The 26,994-nt window shown below is 64.2% G+C and carries 27 protein-coding genes and 1 tRNA gene; 13 read left to right on the forward strand and 15 right to left on the reverse strand.

Annotated elements, in window-relative coordinates; all coding sequences use genetic code 11:
* Positions 1–12 precede the first annotated feature (12 nt).
* Together BJG93_RS14680 and BJG93_RS14685 are read right to left on the reverse strand one after the other, a co-directional pair.
* On the reverse strand, positions 13–1,827 hold the full coding sequence (locus tag BJG93_RS14680) for an aminopeptidase P family protein (RefSeq protein ID WP_027198984.1): 1,815 nt from the start codon (positions 1,825–1,827) through the stop codon (positions 13–15).
* A gap of 18 nt (positions 1,828–1,845) precedes the next feature.
* Positions 1,846–2,112, reverse strand: a complete 267-nt coding sequence (locus tag BJG93_RS14685) for a hypothetical protein (protein WP_027198985.1) — start codon at positions 2,110–2,112, stop codon at positions 1,846–1,848.
* A gap of 229 nt (positions 2,113–2,341) precedes the next feature.
* Here BJG93_RS14685 and BJG93_RS14690 point away from each other — a divergent pair, with 229 nt between their 5' ends.
* From BJG93_RS14690 to BJG93_RS14720, 7 genes are all read left to right on the forward strand, one after another.
* A complete protein-coding gene (locus tag BJG93_RS14690; protein ID WP_027198986.1) occupies positions 2,342–3,052 on the forward strand; it encodes a response regulator transcription factor in 711 nt (236 codons plus the stop codon).
* Positions 3,053–3,132: 80 nt separating this feature from the next.
* A complete protein-coding gene (hemA, locus tag BJG93_RS14695) occupies positions 3,133–4,419 on the forward strand; it encodes a glutamyl-tRNA reductase (protein ID WP_027198987.1) in 1,287 nt (428 codons plus the stop codon).
* A gap of 118 nt (positions 4,420–4,537) precedes the next feature.
* The gene (prfA, locus tag BJG93_RS14700; RefSeq protein WP_027198988.1) at positions 4,538–5,620 is read left to right on the forward strand and encodes a peptide chain release factor 1; all 1,083 of its coding nucleotides are present in this window, start codon (positions 4,538–4,540) and stop codon (positions 5,618–5,620) included.
* 10 nt (positions 5,621–5,630) lie between these two features.
* A complete protein-coding gene (gene prmC, locus BJG93_RS14705; protein WP_027198989.1) occupies positions 5,631–6,518 on the forward strand; it encodes a peptide chain release factor N(5)-glutamine methyltransferase in 888 nt (295 codons plus the stop codon).
* 110 nt (positions 6,519–6,628) lie between these two features.
* Complete coding sequence (gene grxD, locus BJG93_RS14710) at positions 6,629–6,940, forward strand: Grx4 family monothiol glutaredoxin (RefSeq protein ID WP_027198990.1); 312 nt, start codon at positions 6,629–6,631, stop codon at positions 6,938–6,940.
* Between the two features lie 40 nt (positions 6,941–6,980).
* Entirely contained in the window at positions 6,981–7,583 is a 603-nt protein-coding gene (locus BJG93_RS14715; RefSeq protein ID WP_027198991.1) for a UbiX family flavin prenyltransferase, read from the forward strand.
* Between the two features lie 132 nt (positions 7,584–7,715).
* Positions 7,716–8,501 (forward strand): DODA-type extradiol aromatic ring-opening family dioxygenase, encoded by a 786-nt coding sequence (locus tag BJG93_RS14720; RefSeq protein ID WP_027198992.1) that lies wholly within the window; start codon positions 7,716–7,718, stop codon positions 8,499–8,501.
* 118 nt (positions 8,502–8,619) lie between these two features.
* On the opposite strand, the gene BJG93_RS14725 is transcribed toward BJG93_RS14720, so the two are convergent.
* The gene (locus BJG93_RS14725) at positions 8,620–10,215 is read right to left on the reverse strand and encodes an APC family permease (protein ID WP_027198993.1); all 1,596 of its coding nucleotides are present in this window, start codon (positions 10,213–10,215) and stop codon (positions 8,620–8,622) included.
* 427 nt (positions 10,216–10,642) lie between these two features.
* Here BJG93_RS14725 and BJG93_RS14730 point away from each other — a divergent pair, with 427 nt between their 5' ends.
* Positions 10,643–10,846: a cold-shock protein gene (locus BJG93_RS14730; RefSeq protein WP_007180251.1), complete on the forward strand. Its 204-nt coding sequence runs from the start codon at positions 10,643–10,645 to the stop codon at positions 10,844–10,846.
* 135 nt (positions 10,847–10,981) lie between these two features.
* On the opposite strand, the gene BJG93_RS14735 is transcribed toward BJG93_RS14730, so the two are convergent.
* Positions 10,982–12,232, reverse strand: coding sequence for an Hsp70 family protein (locus BJG93_RS14735; RefSeq protein ID WP_027198994.1), 1,251 nt, complete (start codon positions 12,230–12,232; stop codon positions 10,982–10,984).
* Between the two features lie 188 nt (positions 12,233–12,420).
* Between BJG93_RS14735 and BJG93_RS14740 the strand changes: the two genes are divergently transcribed.
* Entirely contained in the window at positions 12,421–13,890 is a 1,470-nt protein-coding gene (locus BJG93_RS14740; RefSeq protein WP_027198995.1) for an MFS transporter, read from the forward strand.
* 122 nt (positions 13,891–14,012) lie between these two features.
* Here BJG93_RS14740 and BJG93_RS14745 read toward each other — a convergent pair whose 3' ends face one another.
* Together BJG93_RS14745 and BJG93_RS14750 are read right to left on the reverse strand one after the other, a co-directional pair.
* Positions 14,013–14,606 (reverse strand): nitroreductase family protein, encoded by a 594-nt coding sequence (locus BJG93_RS14745; protein ID WP_027198996.1) that lies wholly within the window; start codon positions 14,604–14,606, stop codon positions 14,013–14,015.
* Between the two features lie 148 nt (positions 14,607–14,754).
* Positions 14,755–16,038, reverse strand: a complete 1,284-nt coding sequence (locus BJG93_RS14750) for an MFS transporter (protein WP_027198997.1) — start codon at positions 16,036–16,038, stop codon at positions 14,755–14,757.
* A 152-nt stretch (positions 16,039–16,190) separates the two neighbouring features.
* Here BJG93_RS14750 and BJG93_RS14755 point away from each other — a divergent pair, with 152 nt between their 5' ends.
* Positions 16,191–16,838: a TetR/AcrR family transcriptional regulator gene (locus tag BJG93_RS14755; protein ID WP_027198998.1), complete on the forward strand. Its 648-nt coding sequence runs from the start codon at positions 16,191–16,193 to the stop codon at positions 16,836–16,838.
* Positions 16,839–16,895: 57 nt separating this feature from the next.
* Complete coding sequence (locus BJG93_RS14760; protein ID WP_027198999.1) at positions 16,896–17,450, forward strand: DUF1415 domain-containing protein; 555 nt, start codon at positions 16,896–16,898, stop codon at positions 17,448–17,450.
* An 8-nt stretch (positions 17,451–17,458) separates the two neighbouring features.
* Here BJG93_RS14760 and BJG93_RS14765 read toward each other — a convergent pair whose 3' ends face one another.
* Positions 17,459–18,301: a class I SAM-dependent methyltransferase gene (locus BJG93_RS14765; protein ID WP_027199000.1), complete on the reverse strand. Its 843-nt coding sequence runs from the start codon at positions 18,299–18,301 to the stop codon at positions 17,459–17,461.
* A 386-nt stretch (positions 18,302–18,687) separates the two neighbouring features.
* Between BJG93_RS14765 and BJG93_RS14770 the strand changes: the two genes are divergently transcribed.
* Positions 18,688–19,008, forward strand: a complete 321-nt coding sequence (locus BJG93_RS14770; RefSeq protein ID WP_026225718.1) for a type II toxin-antitoxin system HicA family toxin — start codon at positions 18,688–18,690, stop codon at positions 19,006–19,008.
* 141 nt (positions 19,009–19,149) lie between these two features.
* On the opposite strand, the gene BJG93_RS14775 is transcribed toward BJG93_RS14770, so the two are convergent.
* Entirely contained in the window at positions 19,150–19,359 is a 210-nt protein-coding gene (locus tag BJG93_RS14775; RefSeq protein WP_027199001.1) for a DUF1059 domain-containing protein, read from the reverse strand.
* Between the two features lie 437 nt (positions 19,360–19,796).
* Between BJG93_RS14775 and BJG93_RS14780 the strand changes: the two genes are divergently transcribed.
* Entirely contained in the window at positions 19,797–21,068 is a 1,272-nt protein-coding gene (locus BJG93_RS14780; RefSeq protein WP_027199002.1) for a TIGR03862 family flavoprotein, read from the forward strand.
* Positions 21,069–21,083: 15 nt separating this feature from the next.
* On the opposite strand, the gene BJG93_RS14785 is transcribed toward BJG93_RS14780, so the two are convergent.
* The 7 genes from BJG93_RS14785 to petA all read right to left on the reverse strand — a co-directional run bounded on the left by BJG93_RS14785 (position 21,084) and on the right by petA (position 26,818).
* Entirely contained in the window at positions 21,084–22,208 is a 1,125-nt protein-coding gene (locus tag BJG93_RS14785) for a methyltransferase (RefSeq protein WP_027199003.1), read from the reverse strand.
* 466 nt (positions 22,209–22,674) lie between these two features.
* A tRNA-Thr gene (locus BJG93_RS14790) sits at positions 22,675–22,750 on the reverse strand.
* 19 nt (positions 22,751–22,769) lie between these two features.
* Entirely contained in the window at positions 22,770–23,267 is a 498-nt protein-coding gene (locus BJG93_RS14795) for a ClpXP protease specificity-enhancing factor (RefSeq protein WP_027199004.1), read from the reverse strand.
* Positions 23,268–23,333: 66 nt separating this feature from the next.
* Entirely contained in the window at positions 23,334–23,945 is a 612-nt protein-coding gene (locus BJG93_RS14800; protein ID WP_006052302.1) for a glutathione S-transferase N-terminal domain-containing protein, read from the reverse strand.
* A 94-nt stretch (positions 23,946–24,039) separates the two neighbouring features.
* Positions 24,040–24,795, reverse strand: coding sequence for a cytochrome c1 (locus BJG93_RS14805; RefSeq protein WP_027199005.1), 756 nt, complete (start codon positions 24,793–24,795; stop codon positions 24,040–24,042).
* A 23-nt stretch (positions 24,796–24,818) separates the two neighbouring features.
* Positions 24,819–26,198, reverse strand: coding sequence for a cytochrome b (locus tag BJG93_RS14810; protein ID WP_027199006.1), 1,380 nt, complete (start codon positions 26,196–26,198; stop codon positions 24,819–24,821).
* Positions 26,198–26,818 (reverse strand): ubiquinol-cytochrome c reductase iron-sulfur subunit, encoded by a 621-nt coding sequence (petA, locus tag BJG93_RS14815; RefSeq protein ID WP_027199007.1) that lies wholly within the window; start codon positions 26,816–26,818, stop codon positions 26,198–26,200. The genes BJG93_RS14810 and petA overlap by 1 nt, the downstream gene beginning before the upstream one ends.
* Between the last annotated feature and the right edge of the window lie 176 nt (positions 26,819–26,994).

The following is a 26,994-nucleotide window of genomic DNA, read 5'->3' on the forward strand; positions in this document are numbered from 1 at the left end:
CATCCACTGCGCTCAGACCGGTTGCGTGCGCAGTTCGAGCCACGCCTTCGCGTCGCCCGACACATGCGGCGCGAGGCGCGTACGTACCGTTTCGTGATAGGCGTTGAGCCACGCACGCTCGTCGTCGCGCAGCAGCGACAGCTCGATGCAGCGCGTGTCGATCGGACACAGCGTCAGCGTTTCGAACTTCAGGAAATCGCCGAATTCGGTTTTTTCCGCGGCCACGTTCAGCACGAGGTTTTCGATGCGCACGCCCCACTTGCCCGGCCGATACAGACCCGGCTCGTTCGACGTGATCATGCCCTCCTCCATCGCGGTCCACGGTTCTGCCGGCGCGTAGTGCGAGATCACCTGCGGGCCTTCGTGCACGTTCAGGAAGTAGCCGACCCCGTGACCGGTGCCGTGGCCATAGTCGGCGCCAGCCTGCCAGATCGGCGCGCGCGCGATCGCGTCGAGCATCGGCGAGCGGATGCCGCGCGGGAATTGCGCGCGCGACAGCGCGATCATGCCCTTCAGCACGACGGTGAAATCGCGGCGCTGTTCGATGCTCGGCGTGCCGACCGGGACGACGCGCGTGATGTCGGTCGTGCCGCTCAGGTACTGGCCGCCCGAGTCGATCAGCAGCAGACCGTTGCCCTCGATCACCGCATGCGACTCTTCGGTCGCGCGATAGTGCGGCATTGCGCCGTTCGCGTTGAAGCCCGCGATCGTCGCGAAGCTCAGCGACACGAAGCCGGGATGGCGCGCGCGGGCGGCTGTCAGACGTTCGTCGATCGTCAGTTCGGTGATGCGCTCGCGGCCCAGCGCGCTTTCGAACCACGCGAAGAATTCGGCGAGCGCGGCGCCGTCGTGCTCCATCGTCTCGCGCACGTGCGCGGCGTCGGCGGCGGTCTTGCACGACTTCAGGAAAGTGGACGGATTGACCGCCTCGACCACCTTCACCGACGACGGCACCGCCTGCAGCGAACCGTACGTGATGCGCCGCGGATCGATCAGCAGCGTGCTGCCGGCCGGCAGCGCGGCGAGCGCCTCGGCGGCTTGCGCGTACGGCTCGACGCCGATGCCGTCGCGCGCCAGCACTTCGGCGAGCGCCGGCGAGACTTTGCCGTCGCCGATAAAGAGCGACGCGCGATCGCCGCCGATCAGCGCGTGCGCGACGAACACCGGGTTGTAGCTGACGTCGGCGCCGCGCAGGTTCAGCAGCCAGGCGAGATCGTCGAGCGTGGAGATGAAGTGCCATTGCGCGCCTTTGTCGCCCATCGCGCGACGCACCTGCGCGAGCTTGTCCGCGCGCGTGACGCCCGCTTGCGGCGCAAGATGCTCGAAGACGGCGTCGGCGGGGAGCGCGGGACGCTGCGCCCAGATCGCGTCGAACAGGTCGACGTCGGTGCGCAGCTGCACGCCGCGCGCCTTCAGTGCGGCGCTCAACGCGCGCGCGGCCGCGACGCCGAGCACCGCGCCGTCCACACCGACGGTTCCGCCGCTCGCAACCCGCTGCGCGAGCCAGTCGAAATGCGGCGTTGTCTGCTGGCCGCCCATCATTTTCATCAGCTGCACGCCGGTGCCGGCGAGCTGGGCGCTCGCCTGCTCCCAGTAGCGGCTGTCGGTCCAGACGCCGGCGAAATCGGCGGTCACGATCAGCGTGCCGGCGGAGCCGGTGAAGCCCGACAGCCACTGGCGGCCTTGCCAGCGCCCGGGAAGATACTCGGACAGATGCGGATCCGCCGACGGCACGAGGTAAGCGGCGATGCCTTCGCGCGCCATCGCAGCGCGCAGGCTCGCGAGGCGCTCGGGAATGGAGGAGGTTTCGGGAAGTCGGGCGTTCATGGCGTTACCTGCGAGGATTCATCGACGGATTGACTGGCGCGAAAAGAGCCGCACCGTCACGGCGACGGCGACGAGCGCGACGGCGGTACATATCGGCCATTCGAGCATGTCGCCGTCATGGAAAAGACCTGTCACGTTGCCGGCCATGCGCGCGACGCACGCGCCGACCACGCCGGCCAACAGCGCGGGCCAGCAGCGGGCGCGGCTCGCCCGGCGCTGGGGATGCAACCAAAAGCCCGTGAGGCCGATCACGGCGCCGAGGACGAGAATGCCTGGCCAACCCATCAGGCGTGCGCTCCGGACTGGGCGCTCAAACACGGCCAAATCGATTTCGGAGTCGTCTCATAGGCGAAAGGAGCCGCCAAAGCTAGCATTTTTGCCTCCTCAACGATAGAAGTTCAGCACGGCGCTTTCCGCATAGCGGTCGAGTTTAGGGGTCGGGGTGTGCTTAGGCAAGTTGCAAGTCTGACGAAAACGCCTCGCGTTCCGCCCTTTGCCACGCTGACGCCGAGCCATGCGCATCGCCCTTATCGAACCCGACCTGCAACACGCCAAACTGGTCGACCGGCTCATCTTCGCCGGGGGCCACGTATGCCAACACTTCACCACCAGCGCCACCTTTTTGCAGCGCGCCACCGACGAGTTCTTCGACTTGCTGATCACCGAAAGCTGGGCCGGCGACCATTGCGCCGAAGACGTGATCCCGCGGGCGCGCTCCATCTTGCCGGGCCTGCCCGTCATGATGCTGATTACGGCACCGCGCGAATGCCAGATCGTCGCCGCGCTGCACGCCGGCGCCGACGACTGCCTGAGCAAGCCGGTGCGGGGCCCCGAAATGCTCGCGCGTGTCGAGGCGCTGCAGCGCCGCGCGGGCCTGCGTCGGCCGCGTAACCGGCGGCGCGACGCGATCGGCGGCTATACGTTCGAGCCGGCGACTTTCGCAGTGAGCTTCCGCGAAGTAACCGTGACCCTGACGCCGAAGGAATTTCGCCTCGCGCTGCTGCTGTTCAACAATCTGGCGCGGCCGGTGTCGCGCGCGCATATCCTCGAAACCGTTTGGGCGCGCCGTCGCGACGCAAAGTCGCGCACCATCGACACCCACGCGTCGCGCGTGCGCAGCAAGCTGCAACTACGCCCGGAGCTTGGCTATACGCTGTCGCCGGTCTATGGTTACGGTTACCAGCTCGACGCGATCCCGCCGGAGACCCTGACAGGCGGTAACTGACGCATGCGGGGCTAGACGGCGTGCAGCATGTGAAAATCGGGAAAACGCTATAATACGGGGCTGAACCATAGCTCTCCCAAATGCAGCTTCTAACGATCGGAATCAACCATCACACTGCGCCTGTCGCCTTGCGCGAACGCGTGGCGTTTCCGCTCGAACAGATCAAGCCTGCCCTGGATACCTTCAAAGGCATCTGGCTTGGCCGCATGGCCCCCAATGCGCCCGAAGCCGCCATCCTATCCACCTGCAACCGCACCGAACTCTACTGCGCGACCGACGACCTCGCCGCACGCGAAGCTTCGATCCAGTGGCTGTCGAAATACCACAACCTGCCCATCGACGAACTGGCACCGCACGTCTACGCGCTGCCCCAGTCCGAAGCGGTGCGGCATGCGTTCCGCGTGGCATCGGGGCTTGATTCGATGGTGCTCGGCGAAACGCAGATCGTCGGACAAATGAAGGACGCGGTGCGCACCGCCTCCGAAGCCGGCGCGCTCGGCACCTATCTGAATCAGCTCTTTCAGCGCACGTTCGCCGTCGCCAAGGAAGTGCGCAGCACGACAGAAATCGGCGCGCAGTCGGTGTCGATGGCCGCCGCCGCGGTACGGCTCGCCCAACGCATTTTCGACAAGATCGCGAATCAGCGGGTGCTGTTCATTGGTGCTGGCGAAATGATCGAGCTGTGCGCGACGCATTTCGCCGCTCAGCAACCGCGTGAACTCGTCGTCGCGAACCGCACCGCCGAACGCGGCATGCGGCTCGCCGAGCGCTTCAACGGCCGCGCCATTCCACTCTCCGAGCTACCGGCGCGGATGCACGAATTCGACATCATCGTGTCGTGCACAGCGTCCACGTTGCCGATCATCGGTCTCGGCGCGGTCGAGCGTGCGGTCAAGGCGCGCCGTCACCGGCCGATTTTCATGGTCGACCTTGCTGTGCCGCGCGACATCGAACCCGAAGCCGGCCAGCTCGAAGACGTGTTCCTGTACACCGTCGACGACCTCGGCGCGATCGTCCGCGAAGGCAATGCGTCGCGCCAGGCCGCGGTCGCGCAGGCCGAAGCGATCATCGAAACGCGCGTGCAGAACTTCATGCAATGGCTTGACGCGCGCAGCATCGTGCCGGTGATCCGCCACATGCACACGCAGGCCGATACGCTGCGCCGCGCAGAGGTCGAACGCGCGCAGAAAATGCTCGCGCGCGGGGACGATCCGGCCGAGGTGCTCGAAGCACTGTCGCAATCGCTCACCAACAAGCTGATCCATGGTCCTACGCACGCGTTGAATCGTGCGAGCAGCGACAACCGCGACAAGCTGATCGAGCTGATGAGCGGCTTCTACAGACATTCCGGCTCCTCCGAGCGTTAGCGGCGCCGTGCTCGCCGCACCGCGCGCACCACAGCGTGGCTCGCGAAGTGCTTCCGCCCCGGGCATTCGCCCGTTCCCTGGCCGCATCCTTTCCGGAGTCCGCTCCGCTATCCGCCTGATGAAAACGAGCATGCAACGCAAGCTCGACCAGCTGACCACCCGGCTGGCCGAACTGAACGACCTGTTGAGCCGCGAGGACGTCACCGCCAACCTCGACCAGTACCGCAAGCTCACGCGCGAGCACGCGGAACTCGGCCCCGTCGTCGAGCAATACGGGCTTTGGCGTCAGGCGCAGAACGATGCGACCACCGCGCAGGAACTGCTCGCCGACGCGTCGATGCGTGATTTCGCCGAAGAGGAAATCCGTGCGGCGCGCGATCGCATGGACACGCTCGGCGTCGAACTGCAGAAAATGCTGCTGCCGAAAGACCCGAACGACGACCGCAACATCTTCCTTGAAATCCGCGCGGGCACCGGCGGCGACGAATCCGCGCTATTCGCGGGCGATCTGCTGCGCATGTATCTGCGCTATGCCGAACGCAATCGCTGGCAGGCCGAGATGATGTCGGCGAGCGAATCGGACCTTGGCGGCTATCGCGAAGTGATCGTGCGGATCGCCGGCGATGCCGCGTACTCGAAGCTGAAGTTCGAGTCGGGCGGGCACCGCGTGCAGCGCGTGCCGGCCACCGAAACGCAGGGCCGCATCCATACCTCGGCGTGCACGGTCGCGGTGATGCCGGAAGCGGACGAGATCGGCGAAGTCGACATCAATCCGGCTGATCTGCGAATCGACACGTTCCGCGCGTCGGGCGCGGGCGGCCAGCACATCAACAAGACCGACTCGGCGGTGCGCGTGACGCACTTGCCGACGGGCATCGTCGTCGAGTGTCAGGACGACCGCTCGCAGCACAAGAACAAGGATCGCGCGCTGAAGGTGCTCGCCGCGCGCATCAAGGACAAGCAGGCGCACGAGCAGCAGGCGAAGGAAGCGGCGACCCGCAAAAACCTGATCGGCTCGGGCGACCGTTCCGAGCGCATCCGCACGTACAACTTCCCGCAGGGGCGTCTCACGGATCACCGCATCAACCTGACGCTGTATCGCCTCGACGCCATCATGGACGGCGATCTCGAAGAACTGATCGCGGCGCTCGTCAGCGAGCATCAGGCCGAGTTGCTGGCCTCCCTGGGCGACGCGGATTAACGTTGCGACAATGACCGAGACCTCCCCCGCTCCGCTCCATCCCACCGCTCTGCCCGCCACGGCCGACGCGCTGTTGCGCGCCTCGCCGCTGCCGCCGCTCGAAGCGCGGATTCTGCTCACGCATGTGCTGGGCTGGCGGCGCACGCAGTTGATCACGCGCGGCGAGGAGCCGCTCGAGCGCGCGAGCGTCGAGCGTTATCGTGCGCTGGAGGCGCGGCGCGTGGTCGGGGAGCCGGTCGCGCAGCTCGTCGGTGCGCGTGAATTTTTCGGGCTCGAGTTCGAGGTCACGCCGCAGGTGCTGATTCCGCGCCCCGAAACAGAGTTGCTGGTGGAGACCGCACTCGCGGCGATCGAACATCGGCCGCGTGCGCGCGTGCTCGATCTCGGCACAGGAACCGGCGCAATTGCGGTGGCGATAGCGTCGATGCGTCCCGACGCGCAGGTCTGGGCGCTCGACCGATCGACCGACGCACTTGCGGTCGCCGCGCGCAACGGCGCGCGCCTTCTCGATGCGCAGCGCCCGGGCGGCGCGGTCGCTTTCCTGCACAGCGACTGGTACGGCTCACTCGACCCCGCGCTGCGCTTCGATGCGATCGTCAGCAATCCGCCCTATATCGCGAGCGGCGACCCGCATCTGGGCGAAGGCGATCTGCGCTTCGAGCCGCGCAGCGCGCTCACCGACGAAGCCGACGGCTTGAGCGCGATCCGCGCGATCGTCGCCGGCGCGCCCGAGCGTCTCGCCGCCGACGGCGCGCTATGGGTCGAACATGGCTACGACCAGGCCGAAGCCGTGCGCGCGTTGCTGAGCGCGCGCGGTTTTGCCGAGGTCCGCTCCGAGCGCGATCTGGCCGGCATCGCGCGGATCAGCGGCGGCGTGCTGCGCGCCGCCGCGACGTGAGCGCGGCGGCGCAGCTAAAACCCCAGGCGCGACGCGGCTGCGGCCGCCCATAGCGAAATCCGCTATCATTTCAGCCTATCCCTTCCTCTATCGGAACCGCAAGGTCAGCCATGGACACGCAACAACGCATCAAGCAAATCGTCGACGGCAACAACGTCGTTCTCTTCATGAAGGGCACGGCCCAGTTCCCGATGTGCGGTTTTTCCGGCCGCGCCATCCAGATCCTGAAGGCGTGCGGTGCCGGTGAAATCAAGACCGTCAACGTGCTCGAAGACGACGAGATCCGTCAGGGCATCAAGGCGTTCTCGAACTGGCCGACCATTCCGCAGCTGTACGTGAAGGGCGAATTCATCGGCGGCTCGGACATCATGATGGAGATGTACGAATCGGGCGAGTTGCAGCAGCTGTTCGCCGCGGCCTGAGCGTTCTTCGCTTCTTTCGCTTCGTCAGGCGCCGCAAGCCATGCAGCAAGCACGCACCGCGGCGCCTCGCCGGCTGATCGTCGCGATCACCGGCGCCACCGGCGCCATCTACGGCATCCGGCTACTCGAGACGCTGCGCCGTCTGGGCGGCGTAGAAAGCCATCTGCTGATTTCGAGCGCGGGTTGGCTCAACATCCAGCACGAACTCCAGTTGGGCAAGGAAGACGTGCATCCGCTTGCGGATGTCGTCCATTCAGTGCGCGACGTCGGCGCGAGCATCGCGTCAGGCTCGTTCGCGACCGACGGCATGATCGTCGCGCCCTGCTCGATGAAAACCCTCGCGAGCATCGCGCACGGTTTCGCCGACAACCTGATCATCCGCGCCGCCGACGTCACCCTGAAGGAGCGCCGCCGCCTCGTGCTGCTGGTGCGCGAAACGCCGTTCAACCTCGCACACCTGCGCAATATGACGGCCGTCACCGAAATGGGCGGCGTGATTTTCCCGCCACTGCCCGCGTTCTATAACCAGCCCGGTTCGATCGATGAGATGGTCGACCACACCGTCGCACGCGTCCTGGATCTGTTTGCGCTGGGGCCGGCGCTGTCGCCCGCGTGGCAAGGATTACGTGGCGCTCAGGACTAACGGGAACCACGCGGATTAACAACGGCCGCGACACAATCAATTCCACGCGCACCCATTTATCAAGCTGGCGTGCGGACCTATATTGGTGGTAGTCCAATTCCTCGTGCCGTGTCTTCACGCCGCGTTGCCGCCATGAACCGCTTACCTTCGCTTTTCCTGTCCCACGGCGCGCCTACGCTGCCGATCGATCCGTCGATGCCGTCCGCCGAGTTCGGCTCGCTTAGCGCGCAATTGCCGCGTCCCGAAGCCATCCTGATGTTGTCGGCGCACTGGGGCACCACGCAGCCGCTCGCGAGCATCGCGGCGGCGCCTGAAACGATCCACGATTTTTACGGTTTTCCGCGCCAGCTCTACGAAATCCGCTACCCTGCGCCGGGCGCGCCCGACGTCGCGCGCCGCGCCGCTGCACTGCTCGGCGCGAGCGGCGTCGTCGCGGACGTGCAGCTGCACGGACTCGACCACGGCGCATGGGTGCCGATGCTGCTGATGTTCCCCCAAGCGGACGTGCCGATCGCGCAACTATCGATTCAGCCGCACAAGGACGCCGCGCATCATTTCCGCATCGGCCGCGCGCTGCGCGCGCTGAAAGACGAAGGCGTGATGGTGATCGGCTCCGGCCAGATCACGCACAATCTGCGCGCCGCCGATTTCTCCGCGCGCCCCGAAGACGCCGATCCGCGCGTGAGGGAATTCACCGACTGGTTCGAGGACAAGCTCGTCGCGCGCGATATCGACGCGCTGCTCGACTATCGCCGGCAGGCGCCGCATGCGGTGCTGATGCACCCGACCGACGAGCATCTGTTGCCGGTGTTCGCCGCGCTCGGCGCCGCCGACGACGACTATTCGCTCGCGATCCAGTCGCTCGGCACCTTCCAGCGCTCGCTCGCGATGACGAACTACGTGTTCGGCACGGCCTGATCTGGCGCCGGCTCGAGCACAAAGGCCAATAAAAAGCCCGCCTGCTCATCGAGCAGGCGGGCTTTTTGTCTAACGCGAAAGATCTGCGTCGAGCGGATCCTTCGGTTTCGATCAGCGCTCAGTGCGCGCCGATGCCTTCGAGTACTTCGTCGTGCACGAGCCGCTCGTCCAGATACTCCGAACGATAGCCGCTGTTCACGCCCCAGAAGTAGAACACCAGCGCGAAGGCGATCACGACCAGCATGTCCCAGCCGTACGGCAGAATGCCGAAGCCGCCGAATTCCTTGCTGCCGATCAGCGACAGGATCGCCATGATCGGCAGATACGCGACCAGCCACCAGGCGGCCTTCAAATCACGGCCCCAACCCTCGAAGCCCGACTTCGCCTGGAAGTAGAAGTACACCGGCAGCGCGACAACCATCAGCAGAATGATTTCGCCGGTCAGCGGCCACTTCGCCCAGTACAGGATCAGCGACGCGCAGACGAACGCGAACGGCGCGATCACCTTCATACCGGCGATGTGCAGCGGGCGCTCGAGATCCATTGCCGCGCGACGCAGTGCCATCAGGCTGATCGGACCGGTCAGGTACGAGATCACGGTCGCGACCGAGATCACCGCCGCGAGCGAGCTCCAGCCGCGGAAAAAGAACAGGAAAAGAAACGACACGAACAGGTTGAACCACATTGCCGGACGCGGCACGCCATAGAACGGATGCACCTGGCCGAAAATCTTCGGCATCGTGTTGTTGCGCTCCATCGCGTAAATCATCCGCGTCGTGGTCGCCATATAGGTGGTACCGGTGCCGCTCGGGCTCACGAACGCGTCGACGTACAGCAGGATCGCCAACCAGTTAAGGTTCAGCGCGATCGCCAGTTCCGCGAACGGCGAAGCGAAGCTGAAGTGGCTCCAGCCCTTCATCACGTCGGCCGGATTCACGGCGCCGATGTAGGCGATCTGCAGCAGCACGTAGATCACGAGCGCGAGCAGGATCGAGCCGATCACGGCGAACGGCACGCTCCTGGCCGGATTGCGCGCTTCACCGGCCAGGTTGATCGGGCTCTGGAAACCGTTGAACGCGAACACGATGCCGCTCGTCGCGACCGCGGTCAGCACGGCCGACCAACCGTACGGCGCGAATGTGGTGGTCTGACCGAAGTTCTCCGTGTGGACGCCGGTCATCATCAGACCGACGATCGTCGCGCCGGGGATCAGGAACTTGAAGATCGTGATTGCCGAGTTGGCGCGCGCGAACAGCTTGACGCCCCAGTAGTTGAGCAGGAAGTAGATGATGACGAGCGCGGCGGACAACAGCAGGCCGTTGGTGGTCAATGACCCGTTGACGAAGAGCGCATGCGCCCAAGGATAGGGCCACGTACTCATGTATTGAATCGATGCTTCGGCCTCGATCGGGATCACCGACACGATCGCAATCCAGTTGGCCCACGCGCTGATGAAACCGACCAGCGCGCCGTGGGAGTAGCGCGCGTAGCGCACCATCCCGCCAGATTCCGGAAACATCGCGCCGAGCTCCGCATAGGTCAGCGCAATCGCGAGAATCACGACCGCGCCGATGATCCACGCGCAAATCGCGGCCGGACCGGCGATTTTTGCGGCCTTCCACGCGCCGAACAGCCAGCCCGATCCGATGATCGAGCCCAGACCGGTCAGCATCAGCGCGAATGGCCCGATGTTCCGTTGTATAGAACTTTTCACGTCTTCTCCTAAATCAGAACCATGTCGGCACCGGTAACATCGCTCGTGGCGGTGGAAACGGGTGACGCGCATGTAAGCGCGTCCGGTGCGGAATAGGTGCAACCGACGCGCGGCGCGTAGTGTAACGGTTGCACCGTATCACTGCAGCGAAACCGCAGATCAACCAAGGGTTCTCCCTAGCAAACACTTGGCCAAATGCGCAAGCTTTGTAAGGAATTTTCGTACCCGTCCGACAAACTTTCGTGCCAACAGTTGACGTTCGTCCGAATTCGCCGTATAACGTTCGGGCAGGATTTCAAGTGGCGAGTGAAGTGGTTCTTTCGTAGGTCGCCCATCAACGGTACTCCGGTTGGTCCCATTACCCCTTCCTTGATTTTCATGCACCCCCGGGCTTCGGCCTTATTCACCATTTTTAGGAAAAAGTAATATGGAAACCGGTACCGTCAAGTGGTTCAATGACGCTAAGGGCTTTGGCTTCATCACTCCCGACGGCGGCGGTGAAGATCTGTTCGCGCATTTCTCGGAAATTCGCACGGAAGGCTTCAAGACGCTGCAAGAAAACCAGAAGGTCACGTTTGAAGTGAAGACGGGCCCGAAGGGCAAGCAAGCGGCTAACATCAAGCCGGTGTAAGCTCCGCGCTTCCTTCTGGACGCAAAAAAACCCCGCCTCGGCGGGGTTTTTTATTACCAGCGGCTAATCCAAATCCGCCAATTCAATTCGCGTAACTTCGCAATTCGCGGCGGATTATCTGTCGATTATTTTCGATTATCCGAACACGCGCCGCGCATGAATACCCAGTCCGGTCGCCACGCTCGCGAGACGATCGCCGAACACGGCCTGCGCGTCCGGAAACGCCGCAGCGATCGCGCTCGACAGAAAGGCGAGGCCCGTCGAGCCGCCGGTGAAATAGATCGCGTCGAGGTCACGCGGCGCGACCCCCGATGCCTGCACCGTGTCGCGCGCGGCCTGCACGATGCGTCGCGTTTCCTCCTCGCCGGCCTTCACGAGTTGCGCTTCGTCGAACGCGAGACGCAAATCCGCTTCCACCTCCTCGAGATCGATCGCGGTCTCGCCGCCCGCCGCTACCCCGATCTTGGCCTCTTCCGCATGCGCGGCGAGCGCGTGCCCGAAGCGCTGCTCGACCACGCGCATCAGCCGGTCGTGGTGCTTCGTTTCCGTGAAAAGGTGCCGCATCAGCGCGAGTTCGCTGACGCGCTTCGGCGTGTAGACGGTGTTGATCAGGTGCCACGTCGCGAGATCGAAATAAATCCGGTTCGGGATTTCGCGCCCATGCGGATCGAGCGACTGGTAGCCGAGCTCGCGCAGAATCGTCACGAGTTCGACGCGGCGGTCGAAGTCCGTGCCCGCGACATGCACGCCGTGGTGCGCGAGCACGTCGTCCTTGCGCTCGACGCGATTCATCCGTTCTGGCCCCACACGAACGAGCGAAAAGTCCGAGGTACCGCCGCCAATGTCCGCGACGAGCACAAGCCCCTCGGCGCTCAGATGCGATTCGTAGTCGAACGCCGCCGCGATCGGTTCATACTGAAAGTGGATGTCGCGCAGGCCGACCGCGCGCGCAGCGGCTTCGAGCTGTTGCTGCGCCATCTGGTCGGCGCGCGGGTCGTCGTCGACGAAGAACACCGGTCGGCCCAGCACCGCGCGGTCGATTGCGCCGCCGGCGCTCGCTTCGGCCGCGCGCTTCAGGTGAGTCAGGAACGTCGCGATCACGTCGGTGTACTTGATCGCGCTGCCATCGCCGAGATCGGTCGTTTGCTCTGCGAGCGGCGAGCCGAGAATGCTTTTCATCGAGCGCATCAGCCGGCCGTCGAAACCGTCGATGTAGGCGGCGAGCGCCGCACGGCCGAATTCGCTGGTGTTTTCGTCGGTATTGAAGAAGACCGCGGTCGGCAGCGTCGTATATCCGCCCTCGACCGGCGCCAGCTTCAACTGCGGGCCGCTCGGAATAGCAACGGCCGAATTGGAAGTACCGAAGTCAATCGCGCAATAGTTCATGGCAGGAATGGCCGCTCACGGCTGGCGCGCACAGAAAGGGGAGCGGCTTTGTATCACGAAAACTCCCGCAGCATCAACTGAAGCTGTCGGAACCGCCGCAAGATGGTTTGAAATCCTGCCGCGGAACGGCTCTTGCTGCGGCGGACCGGATATGCCGCCCCATTTCGCCATCGAGGAGAGCCCGCGTCATGAGCGTGCCGCCCACCGCCGCCGTCGACGACCACCAGACCACGCTGATCGAGACCGATCTGCCGTCGCGCTTGGACCGCCTGCCGTGGGGCCGCTTTCATACGCTGATCGTGGTCGCCCTCGGCGTGACCTGGCTGCTCGACGGCCTCGAAGTGACGCTCGCCGGCGCGGTCGCGAGCGCGCTGAAAACCAGCCCGGCGTTGCGCTTTTCGAACGCCGACGTCGGCCTCGCGGGCAGCGCGTACATTGCCGGCGCGGTGCTCGGCGCGCTCGGTTTCGGTTGGCTGACCGACCGGCTCGGCCGGCGCAAGCTGTTTTTCATCACGCTGACGCTCTATCTGGCCGCGACCGCGGCGACCGCGCTGTCATGGAATCTTATGAGCTTCATGCTGTTTCGCTTTCTGACCGGCGCGGGTATCGGTGGCGAATACACGGCGATCAACTCGACGATCCAGGAATTTACGCCGGCGCGCGTGCGCGGCTGGACCGATCTCGGCATCAACGGGACCTTCTGGGTCGGCGCGGGGATCGGCGCGGCGGGCTCTCTGGTGCTGCTCGATCCGCATCTGCTGCCGGCGGACTGGGGTTGGCGCGCGTGCTTTTTCATCGGCGCCGTGCTCGCGCTAGCGATTCTGCCGATGCGCATCTGGATCCCCGAAAGCCCGCGCTGGCTGCTCACGCATGGCGACGAGCGCGACGCGCGCACCATCGTCGAGGGGATCGAGACGCGTTTTCGCGACGCCGGCCACGCGCTCGCCGACGACGCCCTCACGCGCCTGCGCCTGCGCGCGCGCGACCATACGCCGTTGCGCGAAGTGTTCCACGCGCTGTTCAACCTGCACCGGCGCCGCGCGCTGGTCGGTCTGACGTTGATGACCGCGCAGGCCTTCTTCTACAACGCGATCTTTTTCACCTACGCGCTCGTCCTCACGGACTTTTATCACGTGCCGGGCGGCGACATCGGGTGGTATTTGCTGCCTTTCGCGCTCGGCAACTTCCTGGGACCGCTCGTGCTCGGGCGGCTATTCGACGTAGTCGGCCGACGCAAGATGATCGCCGCGACGTACGCGATGTCGGCGATCCTGCTGACGCTGTCGGGCTATCTGTTCGAGCAGCAATTGCTCACCGTGGTCACGCAGACGGTTGCCTGGATGGTGATTTTCTTCTTCGCGTCGGCCGCCGCGAGTTCCGCCTACCTGACTGTGAGCGAATCGTTTCCGCTCGAAATCCGCGCGCTTGCGATCGCGGTCTTCTATGCGTTCGGCACCGCGCTCGGCGGCATCATCGGGCCGGCGTTTTTCGGCCGGCTGATCGATACGCATCAGCGCAGCGAGGTGTTCCTAGGCTATCTGGTCGGGTCGGCGTTGATGCTCGCGGCGGCAGTCGTCGCGGCGATCTGGGGTGTCGACGCGGAGCGCAAATCGCTCGAGCACGTGGCGGCGCCGCTGTCGAGCGTGGCGGACGGTTAGGCGGCGCGAACGGCGCCGCATGTAAAACGCGCGGACCGTGCCGCGCGTGGCTAACCGCTGCGTCGCTCGTTGCTTTTTTCGCTTGGCGCGAAGTCACTCGGCAAGCGCCGCGAATCCCTCGCTCAGAACGCCTTCTTCCAGCCGCCTGCGTACACGATATCCGCGAGCGCCGCGCGCTGACGCGGCGCCTTCTCACGTTCGCGCAAGACCGGGTCCAGTTTATCGACGTCGCCGTAATGGCCGAGCGAGATCATCGCGATCGGCTCGACGTCGTTCGGCAATTCGAAGGCGGTGCGCAACGCTTTCACGTCGAAGCCGCTCATCTGATGCGCCGCAAGGCCCAGCGCGTGCGCCTGCAGCACCAGCGACATCGCCGCCGCGCCCGCGTCATAAAACGCGCAACGGTTCACGTCGCCCTTGTTGGTCAGCGTGTGCGCGGTCACCGCGATCAGTACCGGCGCGCGAGCGTTCCAGCCCTGGTTGAACGGCACCAGCGTGGCGAAAGCCTTCTTGAACGCGACTTCGTCGACGCTGCGATCGAAGACGACAAAACGCCAGGGCTGCGCGTTGTACGAAGACGGCGCCCAGCGCGCCGCTTCGAGCACGGCGCGCAACTGGTCGCGGCTCACCGGCTCGCTCGAAAACGCGCGCGGGCTCCAGCGGCCTGCAATCAGTTCGTGAATGGCAACTTCGGTGGAGGCGGGTTTGTTAGCCATGCGCTTCTCTCGGTGAAAATTCATGATCGCCGGGCGGCTGCCCAGGGCCACATAGAATAACGGGCTTTCGAGGCGCGCTCCAAGTTGCGGGGCCGTGCGTTGTCGCTTCCATGACGGTGAATCTGCGCGGCTCGCGAGGGCGCCTCAGTCAGATTGTCTGTGGCGTCGGCACTTTGGCCGGGCGGTTGATGCGCAGCACGATCACCGCCGCGACCAGACACAAGCCGCCGGAAATCATGGACGCCACCGTGTACGTGCCAAGGCTCGCGCGCAGCATGCCCGCGCCGAGCGCCGCGAATGCCGCGCCGAGCTGGTGTCCCGCCACCACCCAGCCGAACACGATCGGGGCCGACTCCTTGCCGTAGACGTCGGTGGCGAGACGCACGGTCGGCGGCACGGTGGCGATCCAGTCGAGGCCGTAGAACACCGCAAACAGCGGCAGGCCGAAAAAGTCGATGCCGAACGCATGCGGCAGATACATCAACGACAGACCCCGCAGCCCGTAGTACCAGAACAGCAGCACGCGGCTATTGAAGCGGTCCGACAGCCAACCGGACATCGTCGTGCCGAACAGGTCGAACACGCCCATCGCCGCAAGCAGCGACGCGCCCTGCACTTCGGTCATCCCGTAGTCGCCGCACATCGCGATCAGATGAGTGCCGACATAGCCATTGGTGCTCGCGCCACAAATGAAGAAGCTGAAGAACAGCAGCCAGAAGTCGCGCGTTTTGCTCGCCGACGCGAGCGTGCCGAACGCGATTGCAAGCGGGTTCTGCTTCGTCACGGTCGTGGTGATGGGCGCATCGTGCGGTTCACCGTACGGGCGCAGTTGCATGCTGGCCGGATGCTCGGGCAGCAGGAATGCGACGAGCGGAATCACGACGCCCGCCGCGAGCGCGACGACCCACACGACCTGGCGCCAGCCGTGATGCTCGGCGATGGCCGCGAGCAGCGGCAGGAACACTAGCTGGCCGGTCGCCGAGCTGGCGGTCAGGATGCCCATCACGAGCCCGCGACGCGTGGTGAACCAGCGCGTCACGACGGTCGCCGACAGCGACAGCGCGGCCACCCCGGTCGAGCCGCCGACCATCACGCCCCAGATCAGCACCATCTGCCACGGATGCGTCATCAGCGACGACAGCGCGACGCCCGCGGCCATCGTGCCGAGCGCGGCGAGCAGCGTCGGCCGTACGCCGAAGCGCTGCATCGCGGCGGCCGCGAACGGCCCCATCAGCCCGTACAGCGCGATGTTCACGGAGATCGCCAGCGAAATCGTTGCGCGGCTCCAGCCGAACTGGTGCTCGAGCGGCACCATCATCACGCTCGGTGTCGCGCGGGTGCCCGCCGCCGCGAGCAACACCAGGAACACTACGGCGACGGTCAACCAGCCGTAGTGGAATCGTCCGCCTATCAGTCGCGCAGCCCAGTTCATCGGTTCTCCCATCAACGCGCCCGGGTGGCGGCGTCGTTCGTATTATTTCGGTGTCGGTGGATGACTTGTGACAGGTCGGTCACAATAGTGTTGCGATGTTAGTTACTGGTCGGTAACATGTCAAGGCGTCAATTTCATTCGGGTGACCTGCCATGTCCCACAGCCAAACTCTCAAGCCCGCCTCCACCCGCTCCCGGCGCGCGCGCGGTGCGCAGACCGCCGGACCGCAGGCGCAGCAGCATCTGCTGCGCGCCGCCAGTGAGTTGTTCTATCGCGAGGGCGTGCGCACGGTCGGCGTCGACGCTGTGGTCCAGCGCGCGGGGGTGAACAAGATGAGCCTGTACCGGCAGTTTTCGTCGAAGGACGAGCTTGTCATGGCCTATCTGGAGCAGAAGGACGAGCAGTTCTTTGGCTACGTCGAGAAGAGTTTCGCCAAGCATCCGGGCCAACCGGCGAAGCAGCTTCAACAGTACTTCGACGACCTCGCGGTGCGCGCCTCGGTCGACGACTACCGCGGCTGCCCGTTCGTGAATGTGGCGGTGGAGTTTTCGGATACCGCGCATCCGGCGCGGCAGTTCGTCTTCCGCAACAAGCAGCGCTTGATGGCGCGCCTGCTCGAACTGTCGACGGCGGCCGGCGCCGGCGATCCGCATGCACTCGCCGATGCGCTCGGGCTGCTGATCGAGGGCGTGTACGCGGCGAGCCAGACTTATGGGCCGAGCTGCGGGCCGATCCTCGCCGCGCCGAAAGTCGCCGCACAGTTGATTGCGGCCGCTTGCGGCGAGACGCGGGCTAGCTGAACCGGTTGGTCGGCCGAGTCCATTAAAATTACGCTTTCCCCGCCGCGTCCGCCCGCCATGCCGTTGCCCGCCGAATCCCATGATGCCGTTATCGCCGCGACCCGTCACTGGCTGACTGAGGCCGTGATCGGCCTGAACCTCTGTCCGTTCGCGAAGGCCGTGCATGTGAAGGGGCAGATCCGCTACACGGTCACCGAGGCGGACACGCTCGAAGCGGTGCTGATCGATCTGGAAGGCGAACTGCAGACGCTCGTCGCCGCCGACCCCGCTGTCATCGACACGACGCTGCTGATCCTGCCGCGCGCGTTCGGCGACTTTCTCGACTTCAACGATTGCCTGTTCTTCGCCGACCGGCTGATCCAGCAGTTGCGGCTCGAAGGCGTCATCCAGATCGCGAGCTTTCATCCGCGTTACCAGTTCGAAGACAGCGAGCCCGACGATATCGAGAACTACACCAACCGGGCGCCCTATCCGATCCTGCATCTGCTGCGGGAGGACAGCATCGAGCGGGCCGTGCGGGCCTTTCCCGACGCGGAGCAGATTTACGAGCGCAACCAGGAGACGCTGCGGCGCGTCGGCCTCGCGGGCTGGGATGCGTTGATGAAGCGCTGAGCCGCGCGTCAGCCGGGCACGAAAAACCGCTCCTTCAGCGCATCGAGCCCGAGGGTGTCCAGCACTTCGCCGAGTCGCTCGGCCGGCCGGCGCCGCGGCAAATCCTTGTACTGCGCGATGATCAACTCGTTTTTCATCGAGTGTTCCCAACCGACCAACTCGGTCACAGTGACCTGATAGCCATGGGCTTCGAGTTGAAGGCAGCGCAGCACATTCGTGATCTGGCTGCCGAATTCGCGCGTGTGCAGCGGGTGACGCCACATTTCCGTCAGCGCGTCCTTCAGCGCCCGGCCTTTGTTTTGCCGCAGCACGCCGGCCACCTCTGCCTGACAGCACGGCACGACGACGATGTACTTCGCGTGTTTTTCGAGCGCGAAGCGAATCGCGTCGTCGGTGGCGGTATTGCACGCGTGCAGTGCGGTCACGACGTCGATTTCGGCGGGCAGGCGCGTCGACGTGATCGACTCGGCCACCGACAGATTCAGAAACGACATCCCCTTGAAGCCGAGCCGCGCCGCCAGCTCTTCGGACTTCGTCACCAGTTCTTCGCGCGTTTCAATGCCGTAAATGTGCGAAGCCCCACCAGCGACGTCCTGAAACTCCTTGAAAAACAGGTCGTAAAGGATAAAACCGAGATATGACTTGCCAGCGCCGTGATCGACGAGCGTCAGCGACCCCTGCCGGTTCTTCACGTCCTCGAGCAGCGGCTCGATGAACTGGAACAGATGGTAGACCTGCTTCAGCTTGCGACGGCTGTCCTGATTCATCTTGCCGTCGCGCGTGAGGATGTGGAGTTCCTTGAGCAGTTCGACGGACTGGTTGGGACGGATTTCGTGGGTTTTGCCGGACATCGTATGAGCCGCCATCAATTGCAGTGCGAACGTGCGACAGATGACGGAAAAAGGGAAATGTTGCTGCCAGTTTACCCAAAGTGCGGCACTCCCAGCGAGCACGCCCCGCGAATCACGCGAGGTAGGCGGTCACTGGGAACACTTTCTGCTCGACAGGCGATGCGTGAAAACGTCTCGAGGATGGCTGAAAAACAGCTCGCGCGCCGGCTCAGTCTGCGGGGTGCAAGCCGTGGCGCCGAAAACAGCGGCTGTCCGGCCGTGCGACCGGATACGCGAGCCGGATGCATGTGGGGAGAGCGGTCCCGGAACCGGGCCGAACATTACGTAACCAGCAGCGAGCCAGCTGAGCAACGGCTCGCGCTCGGACGATCACAGTAGAGGCGGCAATGGATACGGTACCCAACGGAAACGTCGAACAGAAATTTCAGGAAATGCTGGCGAAGCTCACCGCCGCGCCGGCATGGTCGGAGAAGCAGCAACTCGAGCTGGAGATGGCACGCGACATTTCGACGGAAATGCTGCGGCTCGCCGAGGTCATGCGCGACGGCAACGTCGACCTCGAAACCTGCCTGACGATGCTCAAGTACGCCAAGGTGCTCGACTTCGTGATGACGACCCTTGCGTCGCGGCGCGACATCAAACCCCAGACGCTACGGGTGATCTTCAAGCTCGCCGGGCTGAAGGTCGACGAAGCCTACCCGGGTTAGCGCTTCGCCGCGTTGCTCAGGATAGACTGGTATCGCGTCTCCGGCGTCACCGCAACACTCACGCTGCTCCGCAACACGACCGCGCGCGAGCGGCTATGCCGCTCACGACGCGGGCTTCCGCACTTTCCCTCCACGGTCGTCTCACGCGCGCGGCGCCTCGGCGGGCGGCGTTCCCTCATGAAATAGCGTCTTCAGCTGCGCGCGCAGCTCCGGCGAATCCGCGTGCTTGTGAACGCTGACGGCATGCTGAACCGCGGCTTCGAGCAATTCGCTGTCGCTGTCGGCGGACATCGCGACAGTGCAGTTCATTTCGCTCGGAAACTCGCGACAGTCGATATATTTGCGAACCATGGCAACCTCCTTGAACCAGACGATCGACCCTTCCACCGATTCAACACGCGATGCGCGTCGGCTGCCGACGGGCGGCAGGGGTCCGACGCGCCGCAGCGGCTGCGTCCGAAGTGACGTGATCGGGAATTGGCGCAAGGAACGACGCGAACGGCGTCCGATGGAAGGGATTTGAAAAGTATAGATCGCGTGCCGCGCGAGCCAAGCGGTGAATGCGATGCGCAACGGCCGGGAGAAAGACTGAATGCAGTATTTTCCGGCCTGGGGCGATCGAGCCCCACCGCCTGGCTCAATTGCCGCCTGCTTGCCTGCACCGAGCAGGGTTCGGCCGCCTCCGGCGGCGTTTGCCGCACACCGCGCGCGGTGTGACAATAGCGCCCTTCACGTCGTCCGTCCGCCCGGTCGCCACGACGCACCGCCATTTTCCCCCGCTGAACCCGATGCCATCCTCGCTTGATTCCGCCCGCGTCGCCGTGATCGGCGGCGGCCCTGCCGGCCTGATGGCCGCCGAGACGCTTGCCCGGCGCGGCGTGCAAGTCCACGTGTATGACGCGATGCCGTCGGTGGGTCGCAAATTCCTGATGGCGGGCAAAGGCGGCATGAACATCACGCATTCGGAACCCCTCGAGCCGTTTCTCGAGCGCTACGGCGCACGACGCGCGCACATCGCGCCGTTGCTCGACGCGTTCGGTCCCGACGCGCTGCGCGCGTGGCTGCGCGAGTTGGGCGTTGAGACGTTCGTCGGCAGTTCGGGGCGCGTGTTCCCGTCCGACATGAAAGCCGCGCCGATGCTGCGCGCGTGGCTGCATCGGCTGCGCGCAGCGGGCGTGCAATTCCATATGCGTCACAAGTGGAGCGGCTGGGCGTCGATCCCGGCAGGCGACGCCGCGCATGGGCTGCGCTTCGACACGCCCGATGGTCAACAAGCGGTGAGCTGCGACGCGGTCGTGTTCGCGCTCGGCGGCGCCAGCTGGCCGCGCCTCGGCTCCGACGCCGCGTGGGTGCCGCTGATGACGTCGCGCGACGTGCCGGTGACGCCGTTACGTCCCGCGAACTGCGGCTTTGACGCGGACTGGAGCCCGTATCTGCGCGAGCGTTTCGCCGGTCAGCCGATCAAGCCGGTCGCGATTTCGCTCACCGACGTAGACGCAAAAGTCCACCATCGACAAGGTGAAATACTTTTGACCGAAACGGGCCTCGAAGGGAGCCTGATTTACGCGTTGTCCGCGCCGATTCGCGAGCGCATTCTGGTCGACGGCGAAGTCACGATCTCGCTGGATCTCGCGCCGGGCTTGCCGCTCGAGCGGGTCGTCGAGGAAGTGACGCGGCCGCGCGGCTCGCGCTCGATCGCGAGTCATCTGCATGGGCGGATTGGAATCGGCGGGCTCAAGCTGGCGTTATTGCACGAGATCCTGGCGAAGGAGGCATTCGCCGATGCGCACCGCCTCGCCCATGCGATCAAGGCGCTGCCGGTGCGGCTCCTGCGCGCGCGACCGATCGACGAAGCGATCAGCACCGCGGGCGGAATCCCGTTCGAGGCACTGGACCCGCATCTGATGATCGAGCGGATGCCTGGCGCATTCTGCGCGGGGGAAATGCTCGATTGGGAAGCGCCGACCGGCGGCTATCTGCTGACCGCCTGTTTTGCCAGCGGACGGGTGGCTGGCCAAGGCGCATGCGCGTATCTGCAAGCGCGCGGCGCGTCGGCATGAGCCGCGCAATCGCCGTCACCGCACCTTGAGCCGCCACAACGACGTCACCTCGGCCGCGCGCGCATCGTACAGCGGATCGTTCTGATCGCTGGCCTTCGGATGCCGCGGGCGAATGTCCTCGCGTCCCACGACGTTCAGACCTGCGTGCTCGATCGCCGCCAGCAGCCACTCGCGCGTGCGCAGCCCGAGATGCTCGGCGAAATCCGACATGATCAGCCAACCCTCGCCGCCCGGCGTCAGATGATCCCCGAGGCCGTTCAGGAAGCCAAGCAGCATGCGGCTGTCAGGATCGTAGACCGCGTGTTCGAGCGGCGACGCGGGCCGCGCCGGCACCCACGGCGGATTGCAGACGACGAGCGGCGCCCGTGCGTCCGGGAACAGATCGGCCTGCACGATCTCGACCTGCTCGCCGTAGCCGAGGCGCGCGAGGTTTTCACGAGCACACGCAATTGCGCGCGAATCCTGATCCGTCGCGACGATTTTGCGCACGCCACGCTTGGCCAGCAGCGCGGCGAGCACCCCGGTGCCGGTGCCGATATCGAATGCGAGGTCGAGCGAGGGCAGCGGCATGCGCGCGACCAGATCGACATACTCGCCGCGTACCGGTGAAAAGACGCCATAGTGCGGATGGATGCGGTCGCCGAGCGCGGCGATCTCGACGCCCTTCTTGCGCCATTCGTGCGCGCCGATCAAGCCGAGCAATTCGCGCAACGATACGACCGACGCCTCACCGCTCGCCGGTCCATACGCTTCGATGCAGGCCTGCCGCACGTCGGGCGCGCGACGCAGCGCAATGCCGTAGTCGGCATCGAGCGGAATCAGGATCATGCCGAGCGTGCGCGCGCGCTGCGACTGTGCCTGCCGATGCAGGTTGAACGCGTCGAGCGGCGTCGCTCCCTGCTTGCGCGGCCTGCGTTCAAGCCGGCGCGTGACTGCCTGCAGCAGTTGGCGCGCATTCTGAAAGTCACCGTGCCACAGCAGCGCGGTGCCTTCGCACGCGAGGCGGTAGGCCGAATCGGCGGTGGTGCGGTCGTCGGCGACGACGACGCGCTTCGGCGGCGGCACGGCCGCTTCGGAACGCCAGCGCGACGTGCGCGGGCCGTCGGCTTCGGGCCAGGTGAGAGTTGCGGGGCTGGTCATGGTGCAATGGAATGGATGTGACGTCGCCGGCTACGTGGACCGCGACAGCGGACAGAAGGTCCGGTAGCTGCCGGCCATCCGGGCGACGCACGAATAGTACCGTACCGCTGCCTTGCGGATTCTCGGCGGGGCACGCCTCGGTGAGGATGATGAGGTGAGTTTAAGACGTGCAAGACGTAGACTAAAACGTCCACAATCGACAAGGTGAAAGAGATATCGTGGATTTTGGGCCGTCGAGCGGCTCACCTGACGCTGCGCTAGTCTGTTACCGGCAGAAGCCAAAGTCGAGAAAAACCGCCGTGGCAATCGGGCAGCGCTCGGTCCGGCATGCCGCGCGCGGGCTCACGCTGCTTGTGGACGACGGGAGGTAAATCGAACTGGCTCGGTGGTTTAACGCAGAAAAAAGAAAAACCCCGTCGAAGCGTGCGCCTCGACGGGGTTTTCAGTTACTGCTGATAGAGCAATCTGGTGCCGGCTGCAGGACTCGAACCCGCCACCTCATGATTACAAGTCAAGCGCTCTACCTGATGAGCTAAGCCGGCATGAGGCCGTGATTCTACTTCATTTCACGATCTTAAGGCGAGCCCTCCCGCCGCCTTTCGAGCCATCGTCGTCGGGCTGCGGGTTGTCGTCGGCATCCGCGGCCACGGCCGGGTCGGCCCGCGCAGTTTCGACCACACGCGGGGCCGCCGGCGCATCGGCTTCGTCCGCGGCATCCGCGCCCGAATCCTGCGCCTCGCCGCCCGCCGATTCGACCGGGAACGCCATGCCCTGGCCGTTTTCGCGCGCGTAGATCGCGAGGATATTGGCGACCGGCACCTCGATCTTGTGCGACTTGCCGGAGAAGCGCGCGTTGAACTCGATCCACTCATTGCCCATCTGCAGCTGGCTAGTCGCCTCGAAGCTGATGTTCAACACGATCTCGTTGTCGCGCACGAACTGACGCGGTACGCGCGTCTGATTGTCGACCCGCACCGCGATGTGCGGTGTGTAGCCGTTATCCGTGCACCACTCGTAAAGCGCGCGTAGCAGATAAGGCTTCGTGGAAATCTCTTGCATCAACAGTCCTCTTGCGGGCGCGGGCGCGCATCAAGGCGATGCGGCGCCCGCGCGCCAAAGCCAAACTCAACGACGCATCACCTTTTCCGACGGCGTCAGCGCTTCGATATAAGCCGGGCGGCTGAAAATGCGCTCGGCGTATTTCATCAGCGGCGCGGCGTTCTTCGACAGCTCGATACCGTAGTGGTCGAGGCGCCACAAAAGCGGCGCAATCGCGACGTCGAGCATCGAGAACTCTTCGCCGAGCATGTACTTGTTTTTCAGGAAGATCGGCGCGAGCTGAGTGAGACGATCGCGGATTGCGAGGCGCGCCTTCTCGTGATTTTTCTCCGCGGCCTTGCCCTTCTCGTTTTCGAGCGTGCCGACGTGGACGAACAGCTCTTTCTCGAAGTTGAGCAGGAACAGGCGGGCACGCGCGCGCTGCACCGGATCGGCGGGCATCAGTTGCGGGTGCGGGAAGCGCTCGTCGATGTACTCGTTGATGATGTTCGATTCGTACAGAATCAGGTCCCGTTCGACGAGAATCGGCACCTGACCGTACGGATTCATCACGGCAATGTCTTCCGGCTTGTTAAACAGGTCGACGTCGCGGATCTCGAAGTCCATGCCCTTTTCGAACAACACCAGCCGGCAACGCTGGGAGAACGGGCAAGTAGTGCCGGAATACAGAACCATCATGTTTACGTTTCCTCAAAAAGCTGAAGGGCCAGCGCGCGGAAAAACCGTTCAGCAGTCTTTCCTGGCGCCGGCCCCACGCCGTGTAACGACGTGATTATTTGATATGTTTCCAGTACGCGGCGTTCAGTCGCCAGGCGAAAAAGCTCAGGATACCGAGGAACAACAGCACCCACACGCCAAGTTGCCTGCGGGTTTGCTGCGTCGGTTCGGACATCCATGACAGGTACGACACGAGATCGGCCACAGCAGAATCATAATCTACCGGCGACATCGTCCCAGGAGTCAGTTGCTGGAAACCAAGGAATTTGTGTACCGTTTCGCCGGTTCTTTCGTCGGTTTCATCGCCGAATTTCGCCGCGCGCTGCCCCTGAAGCTGCCACAGCACATGAGGCATGCTCACGTTTTCGTACACCAGATTGTTCCAGCCGGTCGGCCGCGTATCGTCGCGGTAAAAACTGCGCAGATACGTGTATAGCCAGTCCGTGCCGCGCGCCCGCGCCTCCACCGACAGATCCGGCGGCGCCGCGCCGAACCACGCTTTCGCATCCTCCGGGCGCATCGCCACGGTCATCGTGTTGCCGACCTTGTCGGTGGTGAACAGCAGGTTCGCCTGAATTTCGCTCGGCGTGATGCCGAGATCGGTGAGGCGGCTGTAGCGCATCAGGTTCGCGCTGTGGCAATTCAGGCAGTAGTTTACAAACAATTGCGCGCCGCGCTGCAAAGAAGCGAAGTTGTTCGTGGTGTCCGGCGCGCGGTCGAGCGGGAAATTCTCGTCCGCGTGGACCGGAACGGCCAATAGGGTGAGCACGGCCGCGCCGATCAGCGCGCACATCGAAAGCAGCTTTTTCATCTTCGTGTTCTCCTGGCTCGCGATTAGTGAGGCTTGAACCGCACCCTTTCCGGCGGCTGCTTGAACTTGCCAAGCCGCGTCCAGAAAGGCATGCCGAGGAAAAACGCGAAGTAGATCAGCGCGCAGATCTGGGCGATCAGCGTCGCGGCCGGTGAGGGCGGTCGCGTGCCGAGGAAGCCGAGCGTGAGGAACGCGAGCACGAAGATCCCGAAGAAAACCTTGTGGAAAAACGGCCGGTAGCGGATCGACCTGACGGGCGAGCGATCGAGCCACGGCAGGAAGAACAGCGAAACCACCGCGCTGCCCATCACCACGACGCCCCAGAACTTCGATTCGGTGAACACCATCGCGACAATCACCAACACCGCGAGCACCGGAAGACCCAGCCGCCACTTGCCGCGCGCCCGCACCAGCGCGAGCAGCCCCAGCAGCGCGATGACGATCATCAGCACGATCTTGAATGGATCGGTGGTGGCGCGCAACATCGCATAAAACGCGGTGAAGTACCACACCGGCGCGATTTCAGGCGGCGTCTGCAGCGGATTCGCGGGAATGAAGTTATTGGCTTCGAGGAAGTACCCGCCCATTTCCGGCGCGAAAAAGAGGATCGCCGCGAAGATCAGCAGGAAGATCGTCACACCCATGAAGTCGTGCACGGAGTAGTACGGGTGGAACGCAATGCCGTCGAGCGGCACGCCATCCGGTCCCTTCTTGGCCTTGATTTCGATGCCGTCCGGGTTATTCGAGCCGACTTCGTGCAGCGCGACAAGGTGCGCGATCACGAGGCCGACCAGCACGAGTGGAATTGCGATCACATGGAATGCGAAGAAGCGGTTCAGCGTGACGTCGGACACGACGTAGTCACCGCGAATCCATAGCGACAGATCCGGCCCGATGAACGGAATCGCCGAGAACAGGTTGACGATCACCTGCGCGCCCCAGAACGACATCTGGCCCCACGGCAGCAGGTACCCGAAAAACGCCTCGGCCATCAGGCACAGGAAGATGAGACAGCCGAAAATCCACACGAGCTCGCGCGGCTTGCGATACGAGCCATACATGAGCCCGCGGAACATGTGCAGATACACGACGACGAAGAACATCGACGCGCCCGTCGAGTGCATATAACGGATCAGCCAGCCCCACGGCACCTCGCGCATGATGTACTCGACCGACGAAAACGCAAGCGTCGCGTCGGGCTTGTAGTTCATCGTCAGAAAAATCCCGGTGACGATCTGGTTGACCAGCACCAGCAACGCAAGTGAACCGAAGAAGTACCAGAAGTTGAAGTTCTTCGGCGCGTAGTATTCGGAAGCGTGCTTCTTCCATGTGGAAGTCATCGGGAAGCGCCGGTCGATCCAACCAGCCAGCCCGGTCGTCTCTACTTCGTGTTCGCTCGCCATTACGCTTCTCCTTTTTCGTCCTTCCCGATCACGAGGGCGGTCGCCGACGTGAACATGAAGCGCGGGATGTCGAGGTTCTGCGGAGCGGGTTTGTTCTTGAAGACGCGGCCGGCCAAGTCGTAGGTCGAGCCGTGGCACGGGCACAGGAAGCCGCCGGGCCAGTCGTCGGGCAGGTTGGGCTGCGGGCCTTCCTGGAAGCGCGGCGTCGGCGTGCAGCCCAGATGCGTGCAAACGGCGACGGCGACGAGCAGATGCTTGTTCTCGGCGCGTGAGCGGAATTCGTTGTTGCAGTAGTCCGGCAGCGGCATCGAGAAGGGGTTCTTCGTGTGCGGATCCGCGACCATGTTGTCGGCCTTCTGCACGTCGGCGAGCATGCGGTCGGTGCGGTTGAGGACCCACACCGGCTTGCCGCGCCAGGCGACGGTCATCATGTCGCCGGGCTTCAGACTGCTGATATCGACTTCGACCGGGGCACCCGCGGCCTTGGCCTTTTCGGATGGTGCAAACGAACTAACAAAGGGTACGACAACGGCAACACCTCCTATACCGCCTGCTACGGTCGTAGCCACCAGCCAGTTACGGCGGCTGCCATCGACGCGTTCCTCTTCTTTGTCTCGCATCACACGCCCCACTTCTGAGTTGGATTTTTCCTTCACGTCGCTTCTACCGCCGCTAGTTTGCTCGAATGGAGTCGCCATTTACAAGGGCCGATTGCCAAAAACCGTGCGAAGCCCTTGATAACTCAGGGTTTGTCCGTACCGATCGCAAACTTTTTCGTATCTCCTTTTAAGCGCCT

The organism is Paraburkholderia sprentiae WSM5005 (assembly GCF_001865575.2).
Lineage (GTDB): Bacteria > Pseudomonadota > Gammaproteobacteria > Burkholderiales > Burkholderiaceae > Paraburkholderia > Paraburkholderia sprentiae.

What these genes read in the sequence shown, in the direction of transcription:
- BJG93_RS14785 (WP_027199003.1), bottom strand. Translation starts at nt 22,208, where the DNA reads ATGACCAGCCCCGCAACTCTCACCTGGCCCGAAGCCGACGGCCCGCGC.
- petA (WP_027199007.1), bottom strand. Translation starts at nt 26,818, where the DNA reads ATGCGAGACAAAGAAGAGGAACGCGTCGATGGCAGCCGCCGTAACTGG.
- BJG93_RS14745 (WP_027198996.1), bottom strand. Translation starts at nt 14,606, where the DNA reads ATGGCTAACAAACCCGCCTCCACCGAAGTTGCCATTCACGAACTGATT.
- BJG93_RS14775 (WP_027199001.1), bottom strand. Translation starts at nt 19,359, where the DNA reads ATGGTTCGCAAATATATCGACTGTCGCGAGTTTCCGAGCGAAATGAAC.
- BJG93_RS14720 (WP_027198992.1), top strand. Translation starts at nt 7,716, where the DNA reads ATGAACCGCTTACCTTCGCTTTTCCTGTCCCACGGCGCGCCTACGCTG.
- BJG93_RS14810 (WP_027199006.1), bottom strand. Translation starts at nt 26,198, where the DNA reads ATGGCGAGCGAACACGAAGTAGAGACGACCGGGCTGGCTGGTTGGATC.
- BJG93_RS14765 (WP_027199000.1), bottom strand. Translation starts at nt 18,301, where the DNA reads ATGTCCGGCAAAACCCACGAAATCCGTCCCAACCAGTCCGTCGAACTG.
- BJG93_RS14780 (WP_027199002.1), top strand. Translation starts at nt 19,797, where the DNA reads ATGCCATCCTCGCTTGATTCCGCCCGCGTCGCCGTGATCGGCGGCGGC.
- BJG93_RS14730 (WP_007180251.1), top strand. Translation starts at nt 10,643, where the DNA reads ATGGAAACCGGTACCGTCAAGTGGTTCAATGACGCTAAGGGCTTTGGC.
- BJG93_RS14740 (WP_027198995.1), top strand. Translation starts at nt 12,421, where the DNA reads ATGAGCGTGCCGCCCACCGCCGCCGTCGACGACCACCAGACCACGCTG.
- BJG93_RS14760 (WP_027198999.1), top strand. Translation starts at nt 16,896, where the DNA reads ATGCCGTTGCCCGCCGAATCCCATGATGCCGTTATCGCCGCGACCCGT.
- BJG93_RS14805 (WP_027199005.1), bottom strand. Translation starts at nt 24,795, where the DNA reads ATGAAAAAGCTGCTTTCGATGTGCGCGCTGATCGGCGCGGCCGTGCTC.
- BJG93_RS14685 (WP_027198985.1), bottom strand. Translation starts at nt 2,112, where the DNA reads ATGGGTTGGCCAGGCATTCTCGTCCTCGGCGCCGTGATCGGCCTCACG.
- BJG93_RS14680 (WP_027198984.1), bottom strand. Translation starts at nt 1,827, where the DNA reads ATGAACGCCCGACTTCCCGAAACCTCCTCCATTCCCGAGCGCCTCGCG.
- BJG93_RS14690 (WP_027198986.1), top strand. Translation starts at nt 2,342, where the DNA reads ATGCGCATCGCCCTTATCGAACCCGACCTGCAACACGCCAAACTGGTC.
- grxD (WP_027198990.1), top strand. Translation starts at nt 6,629, where the DNA reads ATGGACACGCAACAACGCATCAAGCAAATCGTCGACGGCAACAACGTC.
- BJG93_RS14795 (WP_027199004.1), bottom strand. Translation starts at nt 23,267, where the DNA reads ATGCAAGAGATTTCCACGAAGCCTTATCTGCTACGCGCGCTTTACGAG.
- prmC (WP_027198989.1), top strand. Translation starts at nt 5,631, where the DNA reads ATGACCGAGACCTCCCCCGCTCCGCTCCATCCCACCGCTCTGCCCGCC.
- BJG93_RS14770 (WP_026225718.1), top strand. Translation starts at nt 18,688, where the DNA reads ATGGATACGGTACCCAACGGAAACGTCGAACAGAAATTTCAGGAAATG.
- hemA (WP_027198987.1), top strand. Translation starts at nt 3,133, where the DNA reads ATGCAGCTTCTAACGATCGGAATCAACCATCACACTGCGCCTGTCGCC.
- BJG93_RS14755 (WP_027198998.1), top strand. Translation starts at nt 16,191, where the DNA reads ATGTCCCACAGCCAAACTCTCAAGCCCGCCTCCACCCGCTCCCGGCGC.
- BJG93_RS14750 (WP_027198997.1), bottom strand. Translation starts at nt 16,038, where the DNA reads ATGAACTGGGCTGCGCGACTGATAGGCGGACGATTCCACTACGGCTGG.
- BJG93_RS14800 (WP_006052302.1), bottom strand. Translation starts at nt 23,945, where the DNA reads ATGATGGTTCTGTATTCCGGCACTACTTGCCCGTTCTCCCAGCGTTGC.
- BJG93_RS14715 (WP_027198991.1), top strand. Translation starts at nt 6,981, where the DNA reads ATGCAGCAAGCACGCACCGCGGCGCCTCGCCGGCTGATCGTCGCGATC.
- prfA (WP_027198988.1), top strand. Translation starts at nt 4,538, where the DNA reads ATGAAAACGAGCATGCAACGCAAGCTCGACCAGCTGACCACCCGGCTG.
- BJG93_RS14735 (WP_027198994.1), bottom strand. Translation starts at nt 12,232, where the DNA reads ATGAACTATTGCGCGATTGACTTCGGTACTTCCAATTCGGCCGTTGCT.